Genomic DNA, 20,857 nt, shown 5'->3' with positions numbered 1-20,857 from the left:
GGGAGGAACTATCTGAATGAGAGTCTGGGCAGTCGCCAATCAAAAGGGTGGTGTCGGTAAAACCACTTCCTCTATCGCTTTAGCCGGTTTACTGGCCGAGGCGGGCAAGCGCGTGGTCATGGTCGATCTCGACCCCCACGGCTCCATGACCAGTTACTTTGGCTACGACCCCGACAGCCTGGAACACAGCAGCTACGACCTGTTTCTGCACAAGGGCAGCGTGCCGCAAGGTTTGCCCGGTCAGTTGTTGTTGCCCACCAGTCACGACAGTATTTCGTTGTTGCCGTCGAGCACCGCGCTGGCGACTCTTGAACGCCAGTCGCCAGGCCAGAGCGGTTTGGGCCTGGTGATTGCCAAGAGCCTGGCGCAATTGTGGCAGGACTTCGATTACGCGGTTATCGACAGTCCGCCGTTGCTCGGCGTGCTGATGGTCAATGCCTTGGCGGCGAGCCAGCAGTTGGTGATCCCGGTGCAGACCGAACACCTGGCAGTCAAAGGCCTGGAACGGATGGTCAACACGCTGGCGATGATCAATCGCTCACGCAAACAGGCGCTGCCCTTCAGCATCGTGCCGACCCTTTTCGACCGCCGCACCCAAGCGTCCCTGGGGACGCTGCGGGTTTTGCGTGACAAGTACCCGGAAGAAATCTGGCAGGGCTACATCCCGGTCGATACCCGCTTGCGTGACGCCAGTCGGGCAGGGCTGACGCCTTCGCAATTCGACGGCAAGAGCCGTGGCGTTCTCGCTTACCGCGCACTGCTCAAGCACTTGCTTGCTCAGCAGCTCGTTCCGCAGGTGGCCTGACATGAACCCAATCCCTGTAGGAGCTGCCGCAGGCTGCGATCTTTTGATCTTGCTGTGCGGCGTTCTTGAAATGGTCAAAAGATCGCAGCCTGCGGCAGCTCCTACGGTGGGGGTGTGCCAATGAACCGGCCAGTGAAGGTCACCTCTCGCTCGCGCAGCGAGCTGTTCCGCAGGGGGCCTGACATGAACCCAATCCCTGTAGGAGCTGCCGCAGGCTGCGATCTTTTGATCTTGCTTTGCAGCGCTCCTGAAATGGCTAAAAGATCGCAGCCTGCGGCAGCTCCTACAAAGGTGTGCGCATGAACCGGCCGGTGAAGATTACTTCGCGTCCGCAATTGGCGCTCCAGTCTTATCTGGACAGCTTGCTGCAGGATGCGACCGAAGAACTGTCAGTTGAAGTTGAAGCGCTTGTAGAAGTGGTCGCGGTTGTTGAGGCTGTCGAGGTTGAAGCTGCACTGGACGAGTTCCAGGCGGCGGTGCTCGAAGAGCAGGCTCGCGATGCACACAAACCTGAGGTGGTTGCGGCGCCGGTAGCGGCGCCAGTGACAAAAACGCCGGTCGCAGTGATCGAGGCGCCGGCACCGGTTCTGGCGCCAGTGTCGACCATCGCACCGTTGTTGCAAGCCTTGGTGCCACCGGTAGTCGAAGTCCATCTGCCGCCCAGCAATACGCCGCCACCGGTGGAAACCGACGGTCGCCCGGCTTGGGCTGCCGAGCCGTTCGAATGCCTGCTGTTCGATGTGGCCGGTTTGACCCTTGCGGTGCCGCTGGTGTGCCTGGGCTCGATTTATTCCCTGGCCGGTCACGAACTGACGCCGCTGTTCGGCCAGCCGGAATGGTTTCTCGGGATCCTGCCGAGCCAGGCCGGCAACCTGAAAGTGCTGGATACCGCGCGTTGGGTCATGCCCGATCGCTATCGCGAAGATTTCCGTCAGGGCCTGCAATACGTTATTTCGGTTCAGGGCTATGAGTGGGGGCTGGCGGTGCATCAAGTCAGCCGCTCGTTGCGCCTGGACCCGAACGAAATCAAATGGCGCAGCCATCGTGGTCAACGGCCATGGCTGGCAGGCACGGTGATTGAACACATGTGTGCATTGCTCGACGTTTCCGAATTGGCCGAGTTGATCGCCAGTGGCGGGGCGAAGCACATGGACTTGGGCGGCAGCAAGCCGCCCCATAAACCGACATAAAAACACGCGGGGCAAGTTGCTTGCCATCGCACAGAACACACACCGCTAGGGCGGTTTTTCGAGGGGTCAGGGTATGAATGATAAGGCGTCGTCTGCAAAGGGTTCCGAAGATCCGATCCTGCAATGGGTAACCTTCAAACTGGACAATGAAACCTACGGCATCAACGTGATGCGCGTTCAGGAAGTCCTGCGTTACACCGAAATCGCCCCGGTCCCGGGTGCCCCGAGCTACGTGCTGGGCATCATCAATCTGCGCGGTAATGTGGTCACCGTGATCGACACCCGCCAGCGCTTCGGCCTGATGAATGCCGAGATCAGCGACAACACCCGTATCGTTATCATCGAAGCCGACAAACAGGTTGTCGGGATCATGGTCGACAGCGTCGCCGAAGTGGTTTACCTGCGTCAGTCGGAAATCGAAACTGCGCCGAACGTGGGTAATGAAGAGTCCGCCAAGTTCATTCAAGGCGTGTGCAACAAGAACAATGAACTGCTGATCCTGGTCGAGCTGGACAAGATGATGAGCGAAGAAGAATGGTCGGACCTGGAGAACATCTGATTGATTCTTGAGGTGGCGGTCATTGTCCTGTTCCTGTTTTGGGCAGGCACGCTGGCGATGTTTCTGGCGTACATTCGCGGCCAACGGCTGATCGCCGCGCAACAGGCAAAGGGCGATGCGCTGCGTGATCAACGCATCAAGGACCTGGCCAAGCGCGTCGATAACTACCAGAGCGGCAACGTGCGCATGGGTGAAGACCTGCACGAACTGCGTGCGGTGGTCGGGCCGTTGCCGGACAAGCTGGCTCAGCTGGAACAGCGCGATCCGTCGAGCCTGTCGTTTGCCCAGGCGGCACGATTGGTGGGGATGGGCGCCAGCGTCGATGAACTGACTCAGTCTTGTGGGTTGACCCAGGCTGAGGCGGAGTTGATGAGCAAGCTTCACAAGAACTGAGAAGATCAAAAGATCGCAGCCTCGTTTCACTCGACAGCTCCTACAGGTGTACACATAACCCCGTAGGAGCTGTCGAGTGAAACGAGGCTGCGATCTTTTTGCATTCAACAAAGAATCAAAGAATCAATAATCATCCCCGCGCTCGGTAATGTCCTTCTCCACCATCACCACATAAGCATCATGCCCCGCCGGAAACTTGCCCTTCAGACGCCACGCAAACGCAATAATCTCGGCAATCGTGCGATACAACTCCTCCGGAATACTTTCCCCCAATTCCATCCTTGCCAGCAGCTTCACCAGCTCGGCATTTTCGTAGATCGGCACGTCATAATCGCGGGCGATCTTCAGAATGGTTTCAGCCAGTTCTTCATCACCTTTGGCCGTGAGAGTAGGGGCGTGGGTGCCGTCGTATTTGAGGGCAATGGCCTGGCGTGGTGTGTCGGAATTTCTCATGCGGTTTCGTCGACCCAGCGTTGTTCGAGGCGGGTTTGTGGGCCTTGCGGCGGTGTGCCGAGGTGGCAGTCGAGATTGCCGACGTTGAGGCCTGAGGCCAGCAAGCGTTCGCGTAGCCCGGCCAGATTGCTTTCGATCAGGCGGGCGGTGTACGGGCGTTCGGCCCAGAGTTGGCTGGAGAGGCTGCCTTTGATCAGCTGCGCCTGAACCTGTAACGGGCCTAACGGCTCCATGTCGAAGGCCAGGTCCACTCGCCACAGTTGTTGCTTGGGCTCGCGTTCGTCGCGGCGCTCGTGCGGTTGTTCTTTCTCGGGCGCTTCTTCGCGCTGGAACTTGACCTGCAATGGCACGATGTCCTGCGCGTTGCGCATCGGGATTTCCAGCTGCCAGGTGCTGAGCAGTCGACCATCGTCAGTGACACCGGTCTGTTCCAGGCTCGACAATTGATGGCTTTGCAGGCGCGAAACCGCTGCCGCGGCCAGTCGCAACAAGTGTTCCAGATCACCTTCACCGTCCATGCTCTGCAACAAGCGCTCGGGGATCGGGAAACTGGTCGGCGGCGGTTTGGCGCTGACCTGGCCGAGCATGCCGAGGGCGCTGCGCACGAAGCTCGGCATCGTCTGGGCGAGGGTGTTGGCGGCGATGATTGCGCCGAGGGTGGTGTTGGTCGGCAGCCCCGGTGTCAGTTGGGCGATCAGCTTGAGCAAATCGCCTTTCATGTCCGGCGCCAGCGTCGGGTTTTGCCCGGTCAGCAGTTTTGCTTCGAGGAACAGGCCGCTACTGGCCAGCGCCTGGGCCAGACCTTTTGGTGAGCTCAGCTGCTGAACATCGGGCAGGCCGGCGAGCAATTTGTCTACGGCAGCGCGCAGGTCGCTGGAAGTCTGATCGGACTGCGGCAGGTTTTGCAGGACGCTGATCAGACCATCCAGCGAGCCTTGGCGGCTTTGCTGGCTGACCAGTTGTTGGGTGACTGCCAGCTGTTCCTGGCGACTGCTCAATGGCACGAATTTCAGCGTCTGCGTGTCCTGGACCAAGGCGCTCAATAGCGTGCCGATGCGCAGGGGTGTCGGGCTGTCGATACTCAGCGTGCTGCCACTCAACGCGGTGTTGAGCAGGCTGACCATCGAACGAAACACCGTCGGCTGGCCCGCAACCTGCGGCATCACTTGCGAGGTCAACACTTTGCCTTGTAGCAAGGTGCCGACCGGCAGTTGTGCCGTGTCGATGCGGGTGAGGGTGGCGACGCTGGAAGCGATGGCCTGTTGCACCGTGATCGCCAGGTTGCTTGCCGAGGGCTGGGTGATCGCCAGACTGGTGCCTTGTGGCAACGGTTGGGTGCTGGTGGCTTGGACCGTGGTCTGGCGGCCGCTGTCGAGGGTGACCTTGAGCAACAATTGAAACGTCTGATCCGCCTGCTTGAGCGACAGCACTTCGGCTTGCGCCGTCTGACCGGCGGTGATCAAGCCCTCCATCGGCGTCTGCAGCTGGAGCAAATCGCCATTCACCACCAGCGGTCGCGTGGTCGCGGGCGCTGTTTGCGGTAGCGGGAGAATGTTCATTTCGCCTGTCATACGCGGTCACAACCTGAGGAAATTGCACTCTTTAGAGTCGGGCATGGCATGTATAATGCCGCCCGTCTTTCGGGGAGTGGCGAAAACATTGCAATTGTTTGACGCAGCTCTCTAGAACAGGCCGCCAATGCATCTATGCTGCATCTCTTTAGCGGCCGCTCCGCCGCCGACTTGAACCGTAAAGGCCCGTGATCTCTTGACCAGTCCAGTCCTGCAAACCGTTGCCCTCGCTTGTGAGCGAGACCTTCGGCTGCTCTTCGAAAATCTCGAATTGAGACTGGCCAGTGGCGAAATGGTACAAATCAGCGGCCCCAATGGCAGCGGCAAGACCAGTCTTTTACGCTTGCTGTCCGGCCTGATGCAACCGACCGCCGGTCAAGTGCTGCTCAACGGCCAGCCGCTGAACGAGCAACGCAGCGAGCTGGCGCGCAATTTGTTGTGGATCGGCCATGCCGCCGGCATCAAGGACCTGCTGACCCCGGAAGAGAACTTGAGCTGGCTGTGCGCCCTGCATCAACCGGCCTCCCATGACGCTATCTGGCAGGCGCTGGCGGCGGTCGGACTGCGAGGTTTCGAGGATGTTCCTTGCCACACCCTGTCTGCCGGGCAACAACGACGCGTGGCGTTAGCGCGCTTGTACCTGGACAGCCCGCCACTGTGGATCCTCGATGAACCGTTCACCGCGCTCGACAAACAAGGCGTCGCACAACTCGAAGAACACCTGGCCGCCCACTGTGAACGGGGCGGTATGGTGGTGTTGACCACTCACCACACGCTGACTCGAATGCCGGCCGGCTATCGCGACATTGATCTGGGGAACTGGGCCGTATGAGTGTTTTCGGCCTGTTGGTCGCCCGTGAGGCCCGTTTGCTGTTCCGCCGCCCTGCGGAGTTGGCCAATCCGCTCGTATTCTTCGCGATCGTGGTGTCCCTGTTCCCGTTGGCGGTCGGCCCCGAGTCTCAATTGTTGCAAACCTTGTCTCCGGGACTGGTCTGGGTAGCGGCCCTTTTATCGGTTCTGCTCTCGCTGGACGGGCTTTTCCGCAGTGATTTCGAAGATGGATCCCTTGAGCAGTGGGTCCTTTCGCCGCACCCCCTGCCTCTTCTGGTTTTGGCCAAGGTGCTGGCACACTGGTCGTTTTCCGGCCTGGCACTGGTTTTGCTCGCACCTTTACTGGCGTTGATGCTTGGTTTGCCAACCGCCTGTCTGCCAGTGTTGCTGCTTTCCCTGTTGCTCGGTACACCAGTGCTGAGCCTGCTCGGTGCGGTGGGCGCAGCCTTGACGGTGGGATTGAAGCGGGGTGGCCTGTTGCTGGCGCTGCTGATTCTGCCGCTGTATATCCCGGTGTTGATTCTCGGCAGTGGCGCCTTGCAGGCGGCATTACAGGGAATGCCGGCGACCGGTTATCTGTTGTGGCTTGGTAGCCTGACCGCCCTGGCGATAACCCTGACACCCTTTGCAATAGCTGCTGGCCTGAAGATCAGTGTCGGCGAATAATGAGGTCTGGTTAAAAATTAACCAGTAAAGACCCTTTGCTGCCTCGTGTTGAAGAGCAGCAACCGTGATGGAAACAGTAATGAACTGGACCTGGTTTCATAAGCTCGGCTCGCCCAAATGGTTTTACGGCATCAGCGGCAAACTGCTGCCGTGGCTGAGCGTCGCGGCGTTGCTGCTGATCGGCGTTGGCGTCGTCTGGGGCCTGGCCTTTGCGCCGCCGGACTACCAGCAAGGCAACAGCTTTCGCATCATCTATATCCATGTTCCGGCCGCCATGCTGGCGCAGTCCTGCTACATCATGCTGGCCGTGTGCGGCATCGTCGGACTGGTGTGGAAGATGAAACTGGCCGATGTCGCCCTGCAATGCGCGGCCCCCATCGGTGCCTGGATGACCGCCGTGGCGCTGGTCACCGGTGCGATCTGGGGCAAACCGACCTGGGGCTCGTGGTGGGTCTGGGATGCACGACTGACGTCCATGTTAATTCTGCTGTTTCTGTACTTCGGTCTTATTGCGCTGGGCAACGCGATCAGTAATCGTGACAGCGCCGCCAAAGCCTGCTCGGTGCTGGCGATTGTCGGCGTGATCAACATCCCGATCATCAAATACTCGGTGGAGTGGTGGAATACCCTGCATCAGGGCGCGACCTTCTCCCTCACCGAAAAACCGGCAATGCCGGCCGAGATGTGGCTGCCGTTGCTGCTGACGGTGCTGGGTTTCTACTGTTTCTTCGGCGCGGTATTGCTGCTGCGCATGCGCCTCGAAGTGCTCAAGCGCGAAGCCCGGGCGAGTTGGGTTAAGGCAGAAGTGCAGAACAGTCTGGAGGCCGCTCGATGAGTTTTGCTTCATTCGGCGACTTCCTCGCCATGGGCCATCATGGCCTGTATGTCTGGTCAGCCTATGGCATTTGCCTGGCAGTGCTGGCCCTTAACGTGGCGGCGCCGATCCTGGCCCGCAAGCGGTATCTGCAACAAGAGGCGCGTCGTCTGCGCCGGGAGAACGGCAAGTGAATCCGCTGCGTAAAAAGCGTCTTATCATCATTCTCGCCATCCTGGTCGGTGTCGGCGCTGCCGTCGGCCTGGCCCTGAGCGCCCTGCAGCAGAACATCAATCTGTTTTACACCCCGACCCAGATCGCCAACGGTGAAGCTCCCCAAGACACGCGCATCCGTGCGGGCGGCATGGTCGAGAAAGGCTCGCTGCAACGTTCCGGCGACTCGCTGGACGTGAAGTTCATCGTCACCGACTTCAACAAATCCGTGACCATCACCTACCGCGGGATCCTTCCGGATCTGTTCCGCGAAGGGCAGGGCATTGTTGCCTTGGGCAAACTCAACGCCGACGGCGTGGTGGTCGCTGACGAAGTCCTGGCCAAGCACGATGAGAAATACATGCCGCCGGAAGTGACCAAGGCGCTGAAAGATAGCGGCCAGTCGGCACCCACTCCCGCCAAAGAGGGCTAACTGATGATGACGTCTGGAATCTTCATTCCCGAACTGGGCCACCTGGCCATGATTCTGGCGCTGTGTTTCGCGCTGGTTCAGGCCATCGTGCCATTGCTCGGAGCCTGGCGCGGTGACCGTTTGTGGATGAGCCTCGCTCAGCCAGCTGCCTGGGGCCAGTTCACCTTTCTGGTGTTTGCCTTCGGTTGCCTGACTTGCGCGTTCATGACCGACGACTTCTCCGTCGGCTATGTCGCCAGCAACTCCAACAGCGCATTGCCCTGGTACTACAAATTCAGCGCCGTTTGGGGCGCGCACGAAGGGTCGTTGCTGCTCTGGGCATTGATTCTCGGCGGCTGGACGTTCGCGGTGTCGGTGTTCTCCCGGCAGTTGCCGCAGGTCATGTTGGCGCGGGTTTTGGCAGTAATGGGCATGATCAGCACCGGTTTCTTGCTGTTCCTGATCCTCACGTCCAACCCGTTCAAGCGCATCCTGCCGCAAGTGCCCAGCGATGGCGCCGACCTCAATCCGCTGCTGCAAGATATCGGCCTGATCGTTCACCCACCGATGCTGTACATGGGTTACGTCGGATTCTCGGTCGCCTTCGCCTTCGCCATCGCGGCGCTGATGGGCGGTCGCCTTGATGCCGCGTGGGCTCGCTGGTCGCGTCCGTGGACCATCGTCGCCTGGGCTTTCCTCGGCATTGGTATCACCCTCGGCTCGTGGTGGGCCTACTACGAACTCGGCTGGGGTGGCTGGTGGTTCTGGGACCCGGTGGAAAACGCCTCCTTCATGCCTTGGCTGGTGGGTACGGCGCTGATTCACTCGTTGGCGGTCACGGAAAAACGGGGCGTGTTCAAGAGCTGGACGGTGTTGCTGGCCATCGCCGCGTTTTCGTTGAGCTTGCTCGGGACCTTCCTGGTGCGCTCCGGCGTGCTGACCTCGGTTCACGCGTTTGCATCCGACCCTGAGCGCGGTGTGTTCATCCTGATTTTCCTGCTGTTTGTGGTCGGTGGTTCGCTGACGTTGTTCGCCCTGCGTGCGCCGGTGGTCAAGAGCCACGTCGGCTTCAACCTCTGGTCCCGGGAAACCCTGCTGCTGGGCAACAACCTGGTGCTGGTGGTGGCCGCGTCGATGATCCTGCTCGGCACGTTGTATCCACTGATTCTGGATGCGATGACGGGCGCCAAGCTGTCGGTTGGCCCGCCGTACTTCAATGCGCTGTTCATTCCGTTGATGGCGTTGCTGATGGTAGTGATGGCGGTCGGCATGCTGGTGCGCTGGAAAGACACCCCGGTCAAATGGCTGATGGGCATGCTCACTCCTGTGTTGCTCGGCAGCGCCGCGTTGGCCGTCGTGGCCGGCGTCGCCTATGGCGATTTCAACTGGGCGGTGATCGCGACCTTTATGCTTGCCGCGTGGGTATTGCTGGCCGGTGTGCGTGACATCGTCGACAAGACTCGTCACAAAGGTCTGATCAAAGGCCTGCCGACCCTGACCCGCAGCTATTGGGGCATGCAGGTCGCGCACTTGGGCATCGCCGTGTGCGCCCTGGGTGTCGTGCTGTCGAGCCAGAACAGTGCCGAGCGCGATTTGCGCCTGGCACCGGGCGAGTCCATGGACCTGGCCGGTTATCACTTTGTGTTCGAAGGCGCCAAGCACGTCGAAGGCCCGAACTTCACTTCCGACAAAGGCACTATTCGGGTGATCCGCGATGGCAAGGAAGTCAGCGTGCTGCATCCGGAAAAACGTCTCTACACCGTGCAGAACTCGGTGATGACCGAGGCCGGGATCGACGCCGGTTTCACCCGCGACCTTTACGTTGCGCTCGGCGAACCGCTGGGCGATGGCGCCTGGGCCGTGCGCGTCCACGTCAAACCGTTTGTGCGCTGGATCTGGTTCGGTGGTCTGCTGACCGGTTTGGGTGGGTTGCTGGCGGCGCTGGATCGCCGTTATCGGGTCAAGGTGAAAAGCCGCGTGCGTGAAGCACTGGGCATGACGGGAGCCACTGCATGAGACGTTGGTTGATGCTGTTGCCACTGGTGATTTTTCTGGTGGTCGCTGTGTTTCTTTATCGCGGGCTGTACCTGGACCCGGCCGAGTTACCTTCGGCGATGATCAATAAGCCGTTCCCGGAGTTTTCCCTGCCGGCCGTGCAGGGCGACAAGACCTTGAGCCAGGCCGACATTCTGGGTAAACCGGCGTTGGTCAACGTCTGGGGCACTTGGTGCATTTCCTGCCGGGTCGAGCACCCGGTGCTGAACAAACTGGCCCAGCAGGGCGTGGTGATTTATGGCATCAACTACAAGGACGTCAACACCGACGCCTTGAAGTGGCTGGTGGAATTCCACAACCCCTATCAACTCGACATCCGCGATGATGAAGGCACCCTGGGCCTGAATCTCGGTGTGTACGGCGCTCCGGAAACTTTCTTTATCGACGCCAAAGGCATCATCCGCGACAAATTCGTCGGCGTGATTGACGAGCAGGTCTGGCGCGAAAAACTGGCGGCCAAGTATCAGGCGCTGGTGGATGAGGCCAAGCCATGAAGCGCTGGATAGCTGCCGCCGTTTTGGGTTTGAGCATGGCCGGCGTGGCTCACGCCGCCATCGACACCTACGAGTTTGCCAAAGAAGGCGATCGCGAGCGTTTTCGCGAGCTGACCAAGGAACTGCGTTGCCCCAAGTGCCAGAATCAGGACATCGCCGATTCCAACGCACCGATCGCCGCGGACCTGCGCAAAGAGATTTTTCGCATGCTCGGCGAGGGCAAGGACGATCAGCAGATCATCGACTTCATGGTCGACCGCTACGGTGATTTCGTCCGCTACAAACCCGCCCTCAACGCCAAGACCGCCTTGCTCTGGTTCGGCCCGGCCGGCTTGTTGCTGGGCGGTTTTGTGATCATCGCGGTGATCGTCCGCCGCCGTCGCGTGCAACGCGCTGATACCAAGGATGAGCTTTCCTCTGATGAGCGCGAGCGCCTCGACCACCTGTTGGATAAAAACCAAGAATGATTGATTTCTGGCTCGCTGCAGGTCTGCTACTTCTGGTTGCCCTGAGTTTTCTGCTGATCCCCGTTCTGCGTGGCCGCCGCGCCCAGCTTGAAGAGGATCGTACTGCCCTGAACGTCGCGCTGTATCAAGAGCGCGTGGCTGAGTTGCAGACTCAGCAGGAAGAGGGCGTTCTCGACGCCGCGCAAATGGACACCGGTCGCGCCGAAGCGGCCCGTGAGTTGCTGGCGGATACCGAAGGCGTCGAGGCGCCGCGCGTGTCGCGACTGGGCAAGCCGTTGCCATTGCTGGCGGCGATTCTGGTGCCGGTGCTGGGTCTCGGGCTGTACCTGCATTTCGGGGCCAGCGACAAAGTCGAACTGACCCGCGAATTCTCCCAGGCGCCACAATCGATGGAAGAGATGACCCGTCGCCTGGAACGCGCAGTCGCGGCTCAACCGGATTCGGCTGAAGGCTTGTATTTCCTCGGTCGTACCTACATGGCTCAGGACCGTCCCGCCGACGCGGCGAAGATCTTCGAACGCACCGTGAACCTGGCCGGCCGTCAGCCGGAACTGCTCGGGCAATGGGCTCAAGCCCAATACTTCGCCGACGGCAAGAAGTGGTCGGACAAGGTTCAGGCGCTGACGGATGAAGCGCTGAAAGCTGATCCGAAAGAAGTCACCAGTCTTGGTCTGCTCGGTATTGCTGCGTTTGAAAGCCAGCGCTATCAAGACGCCATCGACTACTGGAATCGGCTGCTGGCGCAACTGCCGCCGGACGACAACTCCCGTACGGCGTTGCAAGGCGGGATCACCCGGGCCACGGAGAAACTCGAAGCCAGCGGCGGCAAGGTTGCCCAGGCACCTGCGGCCAAGGTTGCGGCGCTGCTCAAGGTCCGCGTGGATCTGGCGCCAGGCCTGAAAGCCAACGTCCAACCGGGCGACAGCGTGTTCATCTTTGCCCGCGCCACCTCGGGTCCACCGGCACCGCTGGCCGCCAAGCGCCTGACCGTGGCCGACTTGCCGGCAACCGTCGAATTGGGCGATGCCGACGCAATGATGCCGCAGTTGAAACTGTCGAACTTCCCTGAAGTCCAACTGGTTGCGCGCATCTCCCGCGCCGGCCAACCGACTGCCGGCGAGTGGATCGGTCGTAGCCAGCCTCTGGCCAGCAGCACGACCGCGCCGCAACAACTGACCATCGACAGCCCGGATAAATAACAGGAAGCACCGCCATGACCGCCATCGCTCGCATCACCCTCATTAGCCTGGTTCTGGGGTTAAGCGCGTGTGCGGTCCAACGGCCCGAGCCGACGTCGCTGCCACCGATTCCGCCCTCGCAGCCCAGACCCACGCCGTCTACATCACCCACGCCCGGCAAGCCGGGCATTCCAGCCAAGCCCGCCAAACCGCTGCCACGCACCTCCGCCAGCTTCGCGCCGCCACCGGGTGGCAACAGCCACTGGGACCCGAAGCTCGGTGTTTATGTGCTGGATGACCAGACCAATACGTTCTACCGCCAGCGCACCTACTACCGCTGGGATAACGGCTGGAGCCGGTCGATCAGCCCGAACGGGCCATGGGAAGAAACGGATATCCATGGCGTGCCGGGTGGCCTGGGACGGCAATTCGGGCAGTAACCATAGAGGTAGGAGCGAGCTTGCTCGCGATGAATTCGAAGGCGGCGCATTTTCCAGGCCTACGCGTCATCGTTCACGTTCATCGCGAGCAAGCTCGCTCCTACAGGATCGTGTGCGACGATAGGGTGTTCGCGGTCAATGTAGGAGCTGGCGAAGGCTCGGGCCGCGTTCGGACGATCTTTTGATCTTGATTCGGCGATTTCTCAAGCCAACAACCCCTGCACATACTCCACAAACGCACGAGCCTTGGCGCTGGCCATTCTGCCGGTCGGGAACACGGCCCACAGGTCCAGATTCGGCAGCCGCCAATCCTTCATCACTTCCCTGACCGCACCGCTGGTCAACTCCGGCGCAAACATCCACTCGGACGCCATGGTCAGCCCTTGGTGGGCGAGCACGGCTTCACGCAATCCTTCGGCGGCATTGACGCGGATTCGGCCGTTGATAATCACGGCTTGCTCATCTGTCTTGTTGCGGAACTGCCAATGGGCGCCACCGCCCAACGTGTAAACGACTGCCTGATGCGTGCACAGGTCAGCCGGGCAGGTGGGTTCACCGTGTTTTTCGAAGTACGCCGGGGTACCCAGCACCACGCGCCGGCATTCGGCGATCTTGCGGGCCGTGAGGCCGGAGTCGCTCAAGGCTCCCATGCGCAGGGCGATGTCGACGCCTTCTTCCACGAGATTGACGTTGCGGTCGTCGAGCATCAGGTCGATGTTCAGTTCCGGGTTTTGCTCAAGGAACGGTCCGAGGTGTGGAACGATGTGCAGTCGGCCGAAGGTCACAGCGGCGCAAATGCGCAAGTTGCCGGTGAGGCCGCTGGCGGCACCGCGTGCGGCGTTGTCGGCCTCATCGGCTTCTTCGATGGCGCGCTTGGACCGTTCGAAAAACGCCAGACCGGCTTCGGTGGGCGTCAGCCCGCGGGTCGAGCGCAAAAGCAGCCGAACAGCCAGCCGCGCCTCCAGTTGTGCGATGGCCTTCGACACGGCGGGCTGGCCGATATTCAGGCGCCGGGCAGCGGCGGAAAATGAACCGGTTTCCACCACGTAGACGAAAGTTTCCATTGCGCTGAGGCGATCCATCTTAAGTCCTTGTGCAGTGCTGAAAATCACCAAAGATCCACTGTGGGAGCGAGCCTGCTCGCGAAAGCGGTGTATCAGCCAACATCATTGTTGGATGTGGAGCCGCCTTCGCGAGCAGGCTCGCTCCCACAGGGGATTTGTGTTGCCGGTCAGAATGAAGCTTTGCCGATCGAAGCGCCTCCGTCGACAAACAAGGTCTGCCCGGTAATAAACCCGCTCTGCTCCGACAACAAAAACGCAATCGCCGCCGCGATTTCCTGTGGCTGTCCCAAACGTCCCATCGGCACGCCGGTCAGGTAACGCGCCTCGCCCTCACTGCCCGGCGGATTGTTCGCACGAAACAGTTCAGTTTCCGTCGGACCGGGCGCCACAGCGTTTACGGTGACACCGGTTTGCGCCAGCTCCAGCGCCCATGATCGCGTGAAGCTGATCAGCGCCGCTTTGGCGGCTGCATAAGCCGTGCGTTGGGTGATGCCAAGCACGGTCAAGCTGGAGATGTTCACCACCCGGCCCCAGCCGTTGGCGCGCATGTTTGGCAGCAGGGCTTGAGTGGCCTGCAAGGCCGAATGCAGGTTGACCCGCATCACGTCATCGAACGTATCCAGGTCGATTTCGCCCAGCCCTTGCGGGCGCACCAAGCCGACGTTGTTCACCAGGCCGTCGAACTCGTAGGTCCTGGCCAGATCCGCCAGCACTTCCTGAGTCAGCGCTCTGTCGCTCAGGTCCAGCGGAAACAGCATGCCCGGAAAGCTCAAGTCAGGTGATCGAGCAATGCCAACCACCCGATGACCCGCACGGTCCAGATGCTCGGCCACTGCTCGGCCAATGCCTTTGCTGGCGCCGGTGATGAGAAAGGTACGTCGGGTCATTGCAAGCTCCTCGAACGAACGTGCCGCGGGTCAGGCGGCAGTTGAAAGGGTCAGCCGCGAATAGCATCCAGCATCGCTTCAGGCTCAGGACGCTGAGTGTAATCCGGGTTGACCTCGGCGTAACGAATTACGCCATCCTGACCGATGACATACCGCGCCGGCATGAGGCAGTGAGGGCGGAACGCAAGCGGAGGGCATAGGAGTCATGCCTGGGCGGAATGAAGCGGTATGAATCACATGCTGTAAAACAACCGAACGTCGCCATACGGATTTATGTGCTTGAGTAAAGATAACTCTAGGGTTACGTTTGTTGGGCCTGAGCAAGGAGGCTATTGGTGCAGAGCAGGCAATTGATCAAGGAATTGGAGGAGGCCGGCTGGATACTGGATCGGATTACCGGCAGTCATCACCTCTTCAAACACCGATACAACCCGTACACGATACCCGTCCCGCATCCGAAAAAGGATTTGCCGATCGGGACGGTCAAAAGCATCAGGAGGCGAGCCGGGCTGTATTGCCCGGAAGCCAGTTATGCAGGAGATCCATAATGCAATATCCAATCTGTATCGAGTGGGGCGACGAGAACACCGCCATCGGTATCCAGATCCCCGATATTCCAGGCGCCGTAACGGCCGGGGATACGTTTGAAGACGCCTACAATGCGGCCGTCGAGATTGCGCACATCATGCTTCAGGAGATGGCCGCTGACGGGGAGTCGATTCCGATGCCGACATCGGCGGCTGCACATCGCGGGAATCCGGATTTTGCCGACATGGGCTGGGGAATGCTCGAGCTGGACATCGCGCCGTATATGGGCAAGACCGAGAAGGTCAACGTGACGTTGCCTGGCTATGTTATTCAGCGCATTGATCGATATGTGCGTGAACATAATGTCAAAAGCCGCTCTTCCTTTCTGGCCGATGCGGCGATGGAGAAGTTGGTTCGACATTGAGGGGGATCAGGTACATCGCATTCGCGAGCAGGCTCGCTCCCACAAGTTGTCAGTAACCCTGTGGGAGCGAGCCTGCTCGCGAAGCTTTTAGCGATTATGCCGTCGCCAACGAAGCCTCTTTGGACACACTCAAAAACCGCAACAACGCCAACAACGGAAACACGCTACCCACAATCACGATCCACAACCAGCCGCCGTGTTCATACACCGCACTGGCCACCGAGGACCCAAACGCGCCACCGATAAAGATGCTGGTCATGTACAGCGCGTTCAGACGACCGCGGCTTTTGGCGTCGAGTGCGTACACCGCGCGTTGGCCGAGGACCATGTTCATCTGCACGCAGAAGTCGAGTACCACGCCGGTGACCGCGAGGCCGATGACGCTATAGACCGGATGGACGAACGCCGGCAGGAAGCTCAGGCTTGCGAACAACAAGGCCAGCAGCGAAGCGCTGCGGGTGTGTCCGGCATCGGCCAGTCGACCGGCGATGGGCGCGGCGATAGCGCCGATAGCACCGACCAGGGCGAAGATCGCGATCTGGGTTTGCGACAATCCATGATTACGCGCGAGTTCCAGCGGCACGGCGGTCCAGAACAGGCTGAAGGTGGCGAACATGCAACCTTGATAAAACGCGCGCTGACGCAATACCGGTTGTTGGCGCAACAGCGTCCACAGAGAACCCAGCAACTGGCCATAAGAAGCGCTGTGATCAGGCTGGCGCTTGGGAATGGTCAGCGCCAGCACGATGCTGATCGCCGCCATCAACACCGCCGCAATCACAAACATCGCCCGCCAGCCGAAGTGGTCAGCCACCACGCTGGACACGGGCCGTGCCAACAGAATCCCCAGTAGCAACCCCCCCATGATCCCGCCGACCACTCGGCCACGGGATTCTTCCGGCGCGAGGTGCGCGGCCAGTGGAATCAGGATTTGCACCGACACCGAACTGAAACCCACCAACAGCGAGATGAGCAAAAACAGGTTCGGCTGATCGGTCAACGCTGCACCCAGCAGGCTGGCAATCGCCACCATAGTGGTGATGATCATCAACCGGCGGTTCTCCAGCAGATCACCCAGCGGCACCAGGAAGAACAGGCCCAGCGCGTAACCAATCTGGGTCAGCGAAACAATCAGGCTGGCCATGGTGCTGGTCAGGCCGATGTCCGGTGCGATCAAACCAATGATCGGCTGGGCGTAGTAAATATTGGCAACAATGGCGCCGCAGCAGAAGGCGAACAGCAGCACCATGCCTCGGGTCATCGTCGCGGTGCCGTGAGGCACTTGGGTCGCTGGGTTCATAACAGGTCTCGCTGAACAATTGGGGAATGCGCGCAGGCTAAGCGGCAGGCCAAAACGGCGGAAGAGGGGTTGGCGTGATAGCACTCATTCCATTGCGGAATGAGTGACGCAGGCCTGGCTGACCGCCGATGAACCTTGCGTCCGGACATAGAGCGTGGATGATACATTCACTTACACCCTGTTCGATAGCATGCTTATGTTCACACCTAACGTTTCATAACCGGAAGGCACTTTCATGAATGCGATGTTCCGTCACCTGATTCGCGGCGCTTCAGCGTTTACCTTGATCACCTTATTTACCGCGGGCCTGGCCCAGGCGGCCGACGCGCCAGGCATGCGCATCGGCGTGCGCGGCGAGATCACCGGGGTCAGCCCCGACGTGTTGAAAGTCCACGTCAACAGCGGTGAAAACGTGATCATTAATCTGACCAATGACACGAAAATCCGCGCCGTCACCCTGGCCAATATCGACGACATCAAACCCGGCAGCTACATCGGTTCGGCGGCCATTCCGCAGGAAGATGGCACCCTCAAGGCGCTGGAAGTCCACGTCTTCCCACCGGAACTGGCCGGCAGCGGCGACGGCCATCGGCCCTTTGATTTGGCCAAAGGCAGCAGCATGACCAATGGCAGTGTGGGCGATTTGGTCGTGAGCAATGGCCGTGTGCTGACCGTCAATTACAAGGGCGGCCAGCAGAAGATTCTGGTGCCGGAAGATGTGCCGATCGTGAACCTGGTGCCGGGTGATCGCAGCTTGCTGAAGGTGGGAGTGAAAATCGTGACATTCGTCACCCAAAGTGCTGACGGAACGCTGACGGCTCAATCCATCTCGGCCGGCAAGGACGGCGTCACGCCACCGATGTAAAGGCCTGTAGGAGCTGCCGAAGGCTGCGATCTTTTGATCTTGATTTTCATTGGTTCCGAAAAGATCAAGATCAAGATCAAGATCAAAAGATCGCAGCCTTCGGCAGCTCCTACAGGGCCGAGCATGCGGCTATAAAAAAGGCGACCTTCTCAGGTCGCCTTTTTGTTGGGCTCAGGACTTACTGGCCGCTGTAAATCTGGTCAAAGATCCCGCCATCATTGAAGTGAGTCTTCTGCACGGTGCGCCAGTCACCAAAGGTCTTCTCCACCGACAGGAAGTCTACAGCCGGGAAGCGATCGGTGTATTTGGCCAGCACCGCCGGATCACGCGGACGCAGGTAGTTTGCCGCTGCAATTTCCTGACCTTCCGGCGACCACAGGTACTTCAGGTATTCCTCAGCCGCTGCGCGAGTACCTTTCTTCTCGACCACTTTGTCGACCACCGACACCGGCGGCTCGGCTTCAGCAGAAACGCTTGGGTAGATCACTTCGAACTGGTCACGGCCGAACTCACGGGCAATCATTTCCGCTTCGTTTTCGAAGGTCACCAGCACGTCGCCGATCTGGTTGGTCATGAACGTGGTGGTGGCTGCGCGACCGCCTGTATCCAGCACCGGCGCTTGTTTGAACAGTTTGCCGACGAAGTCCTTGGCCTTGTTTTCGTCACCGCCGTTTTTCAGCACATAACCCCAGGCCGACAGGTAGGTATAGCGGCCGTTGCCCGAGGTTTTCGGGTTTGGCACGATCACTTGAACGCCGTCCTTGAGCAGGTCGGGCCAGTCTTTCAGGGCTTTCGGGTTGCCTTTGCGGACGATGAACACGGTGGCCGAGGTGAACGGTGCACTGTTATTCGGCAGGCGGGTGACCCAGTTGTCGGGGACCAGTTTGCCATTGTCCGCCAGGGCGTTGATGTCCGTGGCCATGTTCATGGTGATGACGTCAGCTGGCAGGCCGTCGATCACCGAGCGCGCCTGTTTGCTGGAGCCGCCGAAGGACATCTGCAAGGTGATGTTTTCGTTGTGCTCGGCTTGCCAATGTTTCTGGAAGGCAGTGTTGTAGTCTTTGTAGAAGTCTCGCATCACGTCGTAGGAAACGTTAAGCAGGGTCGGTGCGGCCTGAGCCACACTGGTCAGTGCCAGGCCGGCGGCCAGAAGTGAGGCGCCAAAGATTTTTTTCACTGCGCATTCCTTGTTTTTTGGGTAGGAGCTGCAGCAGGCTGCGATCTTTTGATCTTGATCCTTGCGAGGTCAATTAAGAGCAAGATCAAAAGATCGCAGCCTTCGGCAGCTCCTACGGGTTAGTTGTCAGTCATCGAAGAGGTGTTGCCACCATTTTGCTAGCGACTATAGCCGGGCTCACATAGTCCTTTAAAGATTAAAAATAACTTTGCTTATTCCATTTTTTTGAACAACTGATTGCCGCAACGTGAGCAGAACGCCGCGCCATGTTCATGGCTGTTTTTCTGGCACACCGGGCAGTCGTGTTGCAGCTGTTCGCCGCGCATGGCGGTGGCCAGTTCGGCGGTGAAAATTCCGGTCGGCACCGCGATAATCGAGTAACCGGTGATCATCACTACCGACGAAATCACCTGACCCAGCGGTGTCTTCGGCACGATGTCGCCGAAGCCCACAGTGGTCAACGTCACGATAGCCCAATAGATGCCTTTGGGAATGCTGGTGAAGCCGTGTTCCGGACCTTCGATCACGTACATCAGCGTGCCGAACACGGTCACCAATGTGCAGACGCTGACCAGGAACACCACGATTTTCTGTTTGCTGCCGCGCAGCGCCGACATCAAATAGTTGGCTTGCTTGAGGTACGGGCTGAGCTTGAGTACACGGAAAATCCGCAGCATCCGAATGATCCGGATGATCAGCAGGTACTGCGCATCGGCGTAATACAGCGCGAGGATGCCGGGCACGATCGCCAGTAAGTCCACCAACCCATAGAAGCTGAACGCATAGCGCAATGGCTTGGGCGAGCAGTACAGGCGCAAGCCGTATTCGATAGCGAAGATGATCGTGAAGCCCCACTCGATGTACGCCAGTACATTGGCGTAGTTCTGATGGATAGCGTCGATGCTGTCGAGCATCACGATGATGATGCTCGCGAGGATGATCAACAGCAGGATGCCGTCGAAGCGACGTCCTGCCGTGGTGTCGCTGTGGAAAACCATGACGTAAAGCTCTTCACGCCAGTTTTTACTGCTGTCCATGGATACCACCTGAACCAATGATCAGCGAAGCCTAGGTTGATTCTCCTTCAAAGCGCAAGGCGCGCTGTCTATCGCCGTTTGGCGCATCAGGCGAAGGCCGGCGCGGATCAGCCAGCACGCGAGGATGAATGGCGCGGTGAGCGTGGCCAGACCGAGTGCGGCGAAAGCCGGTGTGAGCAATACCGCCAGCGCAATGCCCAGCAGCGGCAGCCAGGGTTGGCGGCGAACATGGCTGAAGGCAAGGGCAGCCAACACGGGGTTGTAGCTGTTCAAGCCGAGCAATGCGCTAGACGTTTCGTGATGCAGCAAGGCGAAGCCGAGGCCGGCAGCGGACGCCAGCAGCGCCCATAAAAACGCGCGGCGGTCGGCGATCAGCAAACCAATGGCAATCAATGCACCCGCCAATGGATGACCCAGAAACATCACCTGGCCAAGCCCTTTCAGTGAAGCGGCGAGCAGGTTGAGGGTGTTCATTTCGAGCAGCGGCGCGGGGTGTTGGGGGGCTGCGAACAACAGCAGCAACCAGCTCATGCCGACAAAAGGCGCGGTGTAGGCGGGCGGGCAATGATGGTCGCGGGCGCGCTTGAGCCATTGCTCCGTGAGCATTGCACTCAGTCCGCCAGCGGCGATGATCACCAGCGGCAACATCGCTGACCAGGGGAAATAGAGACTCAGCAGCAAGCCGAGCAAAACACCGTTGTAACTGAACAGCCCGGCCTGACGATCGGCCTTGGCGTAGTTGCGACGTTGCGCGGTGAGCAATCCGGCAACGCCGCCCAACAGCGCACCGCCGAGCAGGAATGGCGCGGTAAAAAGAATCGCCAACAGGCACAGCAGGCCACACAGCGGATGGCGCTGGAGGAAGATCTGGCTGAAGCCGTTGAGCAGGGCAGTCGCCCAATCGGGGCAGTGGGTGTTGAAGTGGTTGGCAGGCATTTTTTATCTGTGTGTCAGAGGGACCGAGTCGCCTGCATCGCGAGCAGGCTCGCTCCCACACTGAATCTCTGTTCAGTCGTCAGATTTGTGAACAACAC

25 protein-coding genes are annotated in these 20,857 nt (G+C 59.7%); 17 read left to right on the top strand and 8 right to left on the bottom strand.

Annotated elements, in window-relative coordinates:
* Window positions 1-16 precede the first annotated feature (16 nt).
* From JFU37_RS22225 to JFU37_RS22210, 4 genes are all read left to right on the top strand, one after another.
* Complete coding sequence (locus JFU37_RS22225; RefSeq protein WP_201118808.1) at window positions 17-805, top strand: ParA family protein; 789 nt, start codon at window positions 17-19, stop codon at window positions 803-805.
* A 299-nt stretch (window positions 806-1,104) separates the two neighbouring features.
* Complete coding sequence (locus JFU37_RS22220) at window positions 1,105-1,995, top strand: CheW domain-containing protein (protein WP_201118806.1); 891 nt, start codon at window positions 1,105-1,107, stop codon at window positions 1,993-1,995.
* A gap of 73 nt (window positions 1,996-2,068) precedes the next feature.
* Entirely contained in the window at window positions 2,069-2,554 is a 486-nt protein-coding gene (locus tag JFU37_RS22215) for a chemotaxis protein CheW (RefSeq protein WP_131061597.1), read from the top strand.
* Window positions 2,555-2,947 (top strand): DUF2802 domain-containing protein, encoded by a 393-nt coding sequence (locus JFU37_RS22210; protein ID WP_201118805.1) that lies wholly within the window; start codon window positions 2,555-2,557, stop codon window positions 2,945-2,947. It abuts the gene before it with no gap.
* A gap of 123 nt (window positions 2,948-3,070) precedes the next feature.
* Here the strand turns inward: JFU37_RS22210 and JFU37_RS22205 are convergent, their stop codons facing one another.
* Together JFU37_RS22205 and fliK are read right to left on the bottom strand one after the other, a co-directional pair.
* Window positions 3,071-3,400 (bottom strand): EscU/YscU/HrcU family type III secretion system export apparatus switch protein, encoded by a 330-nt coding sequence (locus JFU37_RS22205; protein WP_201118804.1) that lies wholly within the window; start codon window positions 3,398-3,400, stop codon window positions 3,071-3,073.
* The gene (fliK, locus tag JFU37_RS22200) at window positions 3,397-4,971 is read right to left on the bottom strand and encodes a flagellar hook-length control protein FliK (RefSeq protein ID WP_201118803.1); all 1,575 of its coding nucleotides are present in this window, start codon (window positions 4,969-4,971) and stop codon (window positions 3,397-3,399) included. The genes JFU37_RS22205 and fliK overlap by 4 nt, the downstream gene beginning before the upstream one ends.
* A gap of 196 nt (window positions 4,972-5,167) precedes the next feature.
* Between fliK and ccmA the strand changes: the two genes are divergently transcribed.
* The 10 genes from ccmA to JFU37_RS22150 all read left to right on the top strand — a co-directional run bounded on the left by ccmA (window position 5,168) and on the right by JFU37_RS22150 (window position 12,541).
* A complete protein-coding gene (gene ccmA, locus JFU37_RS22195) occupies window positions 5,168-5,803 on the top strand; it encodes a cytochrome c biogenesis heme-transporting ATPase CcmA (protein WP_201118802.1) in 636 nt (211 codons plus the stop codon).
* Window positions 5,800-6,468 (top strand): heme exporter protein CcmB, encoded by a 669-nt coding sequence (ccmB, locus tag JFU37_RS22190; RefSeq protein ID WP_059407539.1) that lies wholly within the window; start codon window positions 5,800-5,802, stop codon window positions 6,466-6,468. Before ccmA ends, ccmB begins: the two co-directional genes overlap by 4 nt.
* 79 nt (window positions 6,469-6,547) lie before the next feature.
* Window positions 6,548-7,303, top strand: a complete 756-nt coding sequence (locus JFU37_RS22185) for a heme ABC transporter permease (protein WP_201118801.1) — start codon at window positions 6,548-6,550, stop codon at window positions 7,301-7,303.
* Entirely contained in the window at window positions 7,300-7,476 is a 177-nt protein-coding gene (gene ccmD / locus JFU37_RS22180; protein WP_008055370.1) for a heme exporter protein CcmD, read from the top strand. Before JFU37_RS22185 ends, ccmD begins: the two co-directional genes overlap by 4 nt.
* Window positions 7,473-7,928: a cytochrome c maturation protein CcmE gene (ccmE, locus tag JFU37_RS22175; RefSeq protein ID WP_054596313.1), complete on the top strand. Its 456-nt coding sequence runs from the start codon at window positions 7,473-7,475 to the stop codon at window positions 7,926-7,928. The genes ccmD and ccmE overlap by 4 nt, the downstream gene beginning before the upstream one ends.
* Window positions 7,929-7,934: 6 nt before the next feature.
* Window positions 7,935-9,923 (top strand): heme lyase CcmF/NrfE family subunit, encoded by a 1,989-nt coding sequence (locus tag JFU37_RS22170; RefSeq protein ID WP_201119501.1) that lies wholly within the window; start codon window positions 7,935-7,937, stop codon window positions 9,921-9,923.
* Window positions 9,920-10,456, top strand: a complete 537-nt coding sequence (locus JFU37_RS22165) for a DsbE family thiol:disulfide interchange protein (protein ID WP_201118800.1) — start codon at window positions 9,920-9,922, stop codon at window positions 10,454-10,456. Before JFU37_RS22170 ends, JFU37_RS22165 begins: the two co-directional genes overlap by 4 nt.
* Window positions 10,453-10,923 (top strand): cytochrome c-type biogenesis protein, encoded by a 471-nt coding sequence (locus tag JFU37_RS22160; protein WP_201118798.1) that lies wholly within the window; start codon window positions 10,453-10,455, stop codon window positions 10,921-10,923. Before JFU37_RS22165 ends, JFU37_RS22160 begins: the two co-directional genes overlap by 4 nt.
* A complete protein-coding gene (gene ccmI / locus JFU37_RS22155; RefSeq protein WP_201118796.1) occupies window positions 10,920-12,122 on the top strand; it encodes a c-type cytochrome biogenesis protein CcmI in 1,203 nt (400 codons plus the stop codon). The genes JFU37_RS22160 and ccmI overlap by 4 nt, the downstream gene beginning before the upstream one ends.
* 14 nt (window positions 12,123-12,136) lie before the next feature.
* On the top strand, window positions 12,137-12,541 hold the full coding sequence (locus JFU37_RS22150) for a hypothetical protein (RefSeq protein ID WP_201118786.1): 405 nt from the start codon (window positions 12,137-12,139) through the stop codon (window positions 12,539-12,541).
* Between the two features lie 203 nt (window positions 12,542-12,744).
* Here JFU37_RS22150 and JFU37_RS22145 read toward each other — a convergent pair whose 3' ends face one another.
* Together JFU37_RS22145 and JFU37_RS22140 are read right to left on the bottom strand one after the other, a co-directional pair.
* Window positions 12,745-13,623 carry a LysR family transcriptional regulator gene (locus JFU37_RS22145; protein ID WP_201118783.1) on the bottom strand — a complete coding sequence of 293 codons (879 nt, stop codon included), beginning with the start codon at window positions 13,621-13,623 and terminating at the stop codon, window positions 12,745-12,747.
* A 149-nt stretch (window positions 13,624-13,772) separates the two neighbouring features.
* On the bottom strand, window positions 13,773-14,492 hold the full coding sequence (locus tag JFU37_RS22140; RefSeq protein WP_201118781.1) for an SDR family oxidoreductase: 720 nt from the start codon (window positions 14,490-14,492) through the stop codon (window positions 13,773-13,775).
* 335 nt (window positions 14,493-14,827) lie between these two features.
* On the opposite strand from JFU37_RS22140, the gene JFU37_RS22135 reads away from it, so the two are divergent.
* On the top strand, window positions 14,828-15,040 hold the full coding sequence (locus JFU37_RS22135; protein WP_201118779.1) for a type II toxin-antitoxin system HicA family toxin: 213 nt from the start codon (window positions 14,828-14,830) through the stop codon (window positions 15,038-15,040).
* Window positions 15,040-15,444, top strand: coding sequence for a type II toxin-antitoxin system HicB family antitoxin (locus tag JFU37_RS22130; protein ID WP_201118776.1), 405 nt, complete (start codon window positions 15,040-15,042; stop codon window positions 15,442-15,444). Before JFU37_RS22135 ends, JFU37_RS22130 begins: the two co-directional genes overlap by 1 nt.
* A gap of 94 nt (window positions 15,445-15,538) precedes the next feature.
* On the opposite strand, the gene JFU37_RS22125 is transcribed toward JFU37_RS22130, so the two are convergent.
* Entirely contained in the window at window positions 15,539-16,744 is a 1,206-nt protein-coding gene (locus JFU37_RS22125) for an MFS transporter (RefSeq protein ID WP_201118774.1), read from the bottom strand.
* A 235-nt stretch (window positions 16,745-16,979) separates the two neighbouring features.
* Between JFU37_RS22125 and JFU37_RS22120 the strand changes: the two genes are divergently transcribed.
* Window positions 16,980-17,609 carry a hypothetical protein gene (locus JFU37_RS22120; protein ID WP_201118772.1) on the top strand — a complete coding sequence of 210 codons (630 nt, stop codon included), beginning with the start codon at window positions 16,980-16,982 and terminating at the stop codon, window positions 17,607-17,609.
* A 178-nt stretch (window positions 17,610-17,787) separates the two neighbouring features.
* Here JFU37_RS22120 and JFU37_RS22115 read toward each other — a convergent pair whose 3' ends face one another.
* The 3 genes from JFU37_RS22115 to JFU37_RS22105 all read right to left on the bottom strand — a co-directional run bounded on the left by JFU37_RS22115 (window position 17,788) and on the right by JFU37_RS22105 (window position 20,759).
* The gene (locus JFU37_RS22115; RefSeq protein ID WP_201118770.1) at window positions 17,788-18,786 is read right to left on the bottom strand and encodes a sulfate ABC transporter substrate-binding protein; all 999 of its coding nucleotides are present in this window, start codon (window positions 18,784-18,786) and stop codon (window positions 17,788-17,790) included.
* 212 nt (window positions 18,787-18,998) lie between these two features.
* The gene (locus JFU37_RS22110) at window positions 18,999-19,823 is read right to left on the bottom strand and encodes an ion transporter (protein WP_201118767.1); all 825 of its coding nucleotides are present in this window, start codon (window positions 19,821-19,823) and stop codon (window positions 18,999-19,001) included.
* 21 nt (window positions 19,824-19,844) lie between these two features.
* Entirely contained in the window at window positions 19,845-20,759 is a 915-nt protein-coding gene (locus JFU37_RS22105; protein WP_201118765.1) for an urea transporter, read from the bottom strand.
* Between the last annotated feature and the right edge of the window lie 98 nt (window positions 20,760-20,857).

Source organism: Pseudomonas sp. TH41 (assembly GCF_016650695.1).
Classification (GTDB): domain Bacteria; phylum Pseudomonadota; class Gammaproteobacteria; order Pseudomonadales; family Pseudomonadaceae; genus Aquipseudomonas.
This window is presented reverse-complemented; position numbering and strand designations above follow the sequence as displayed.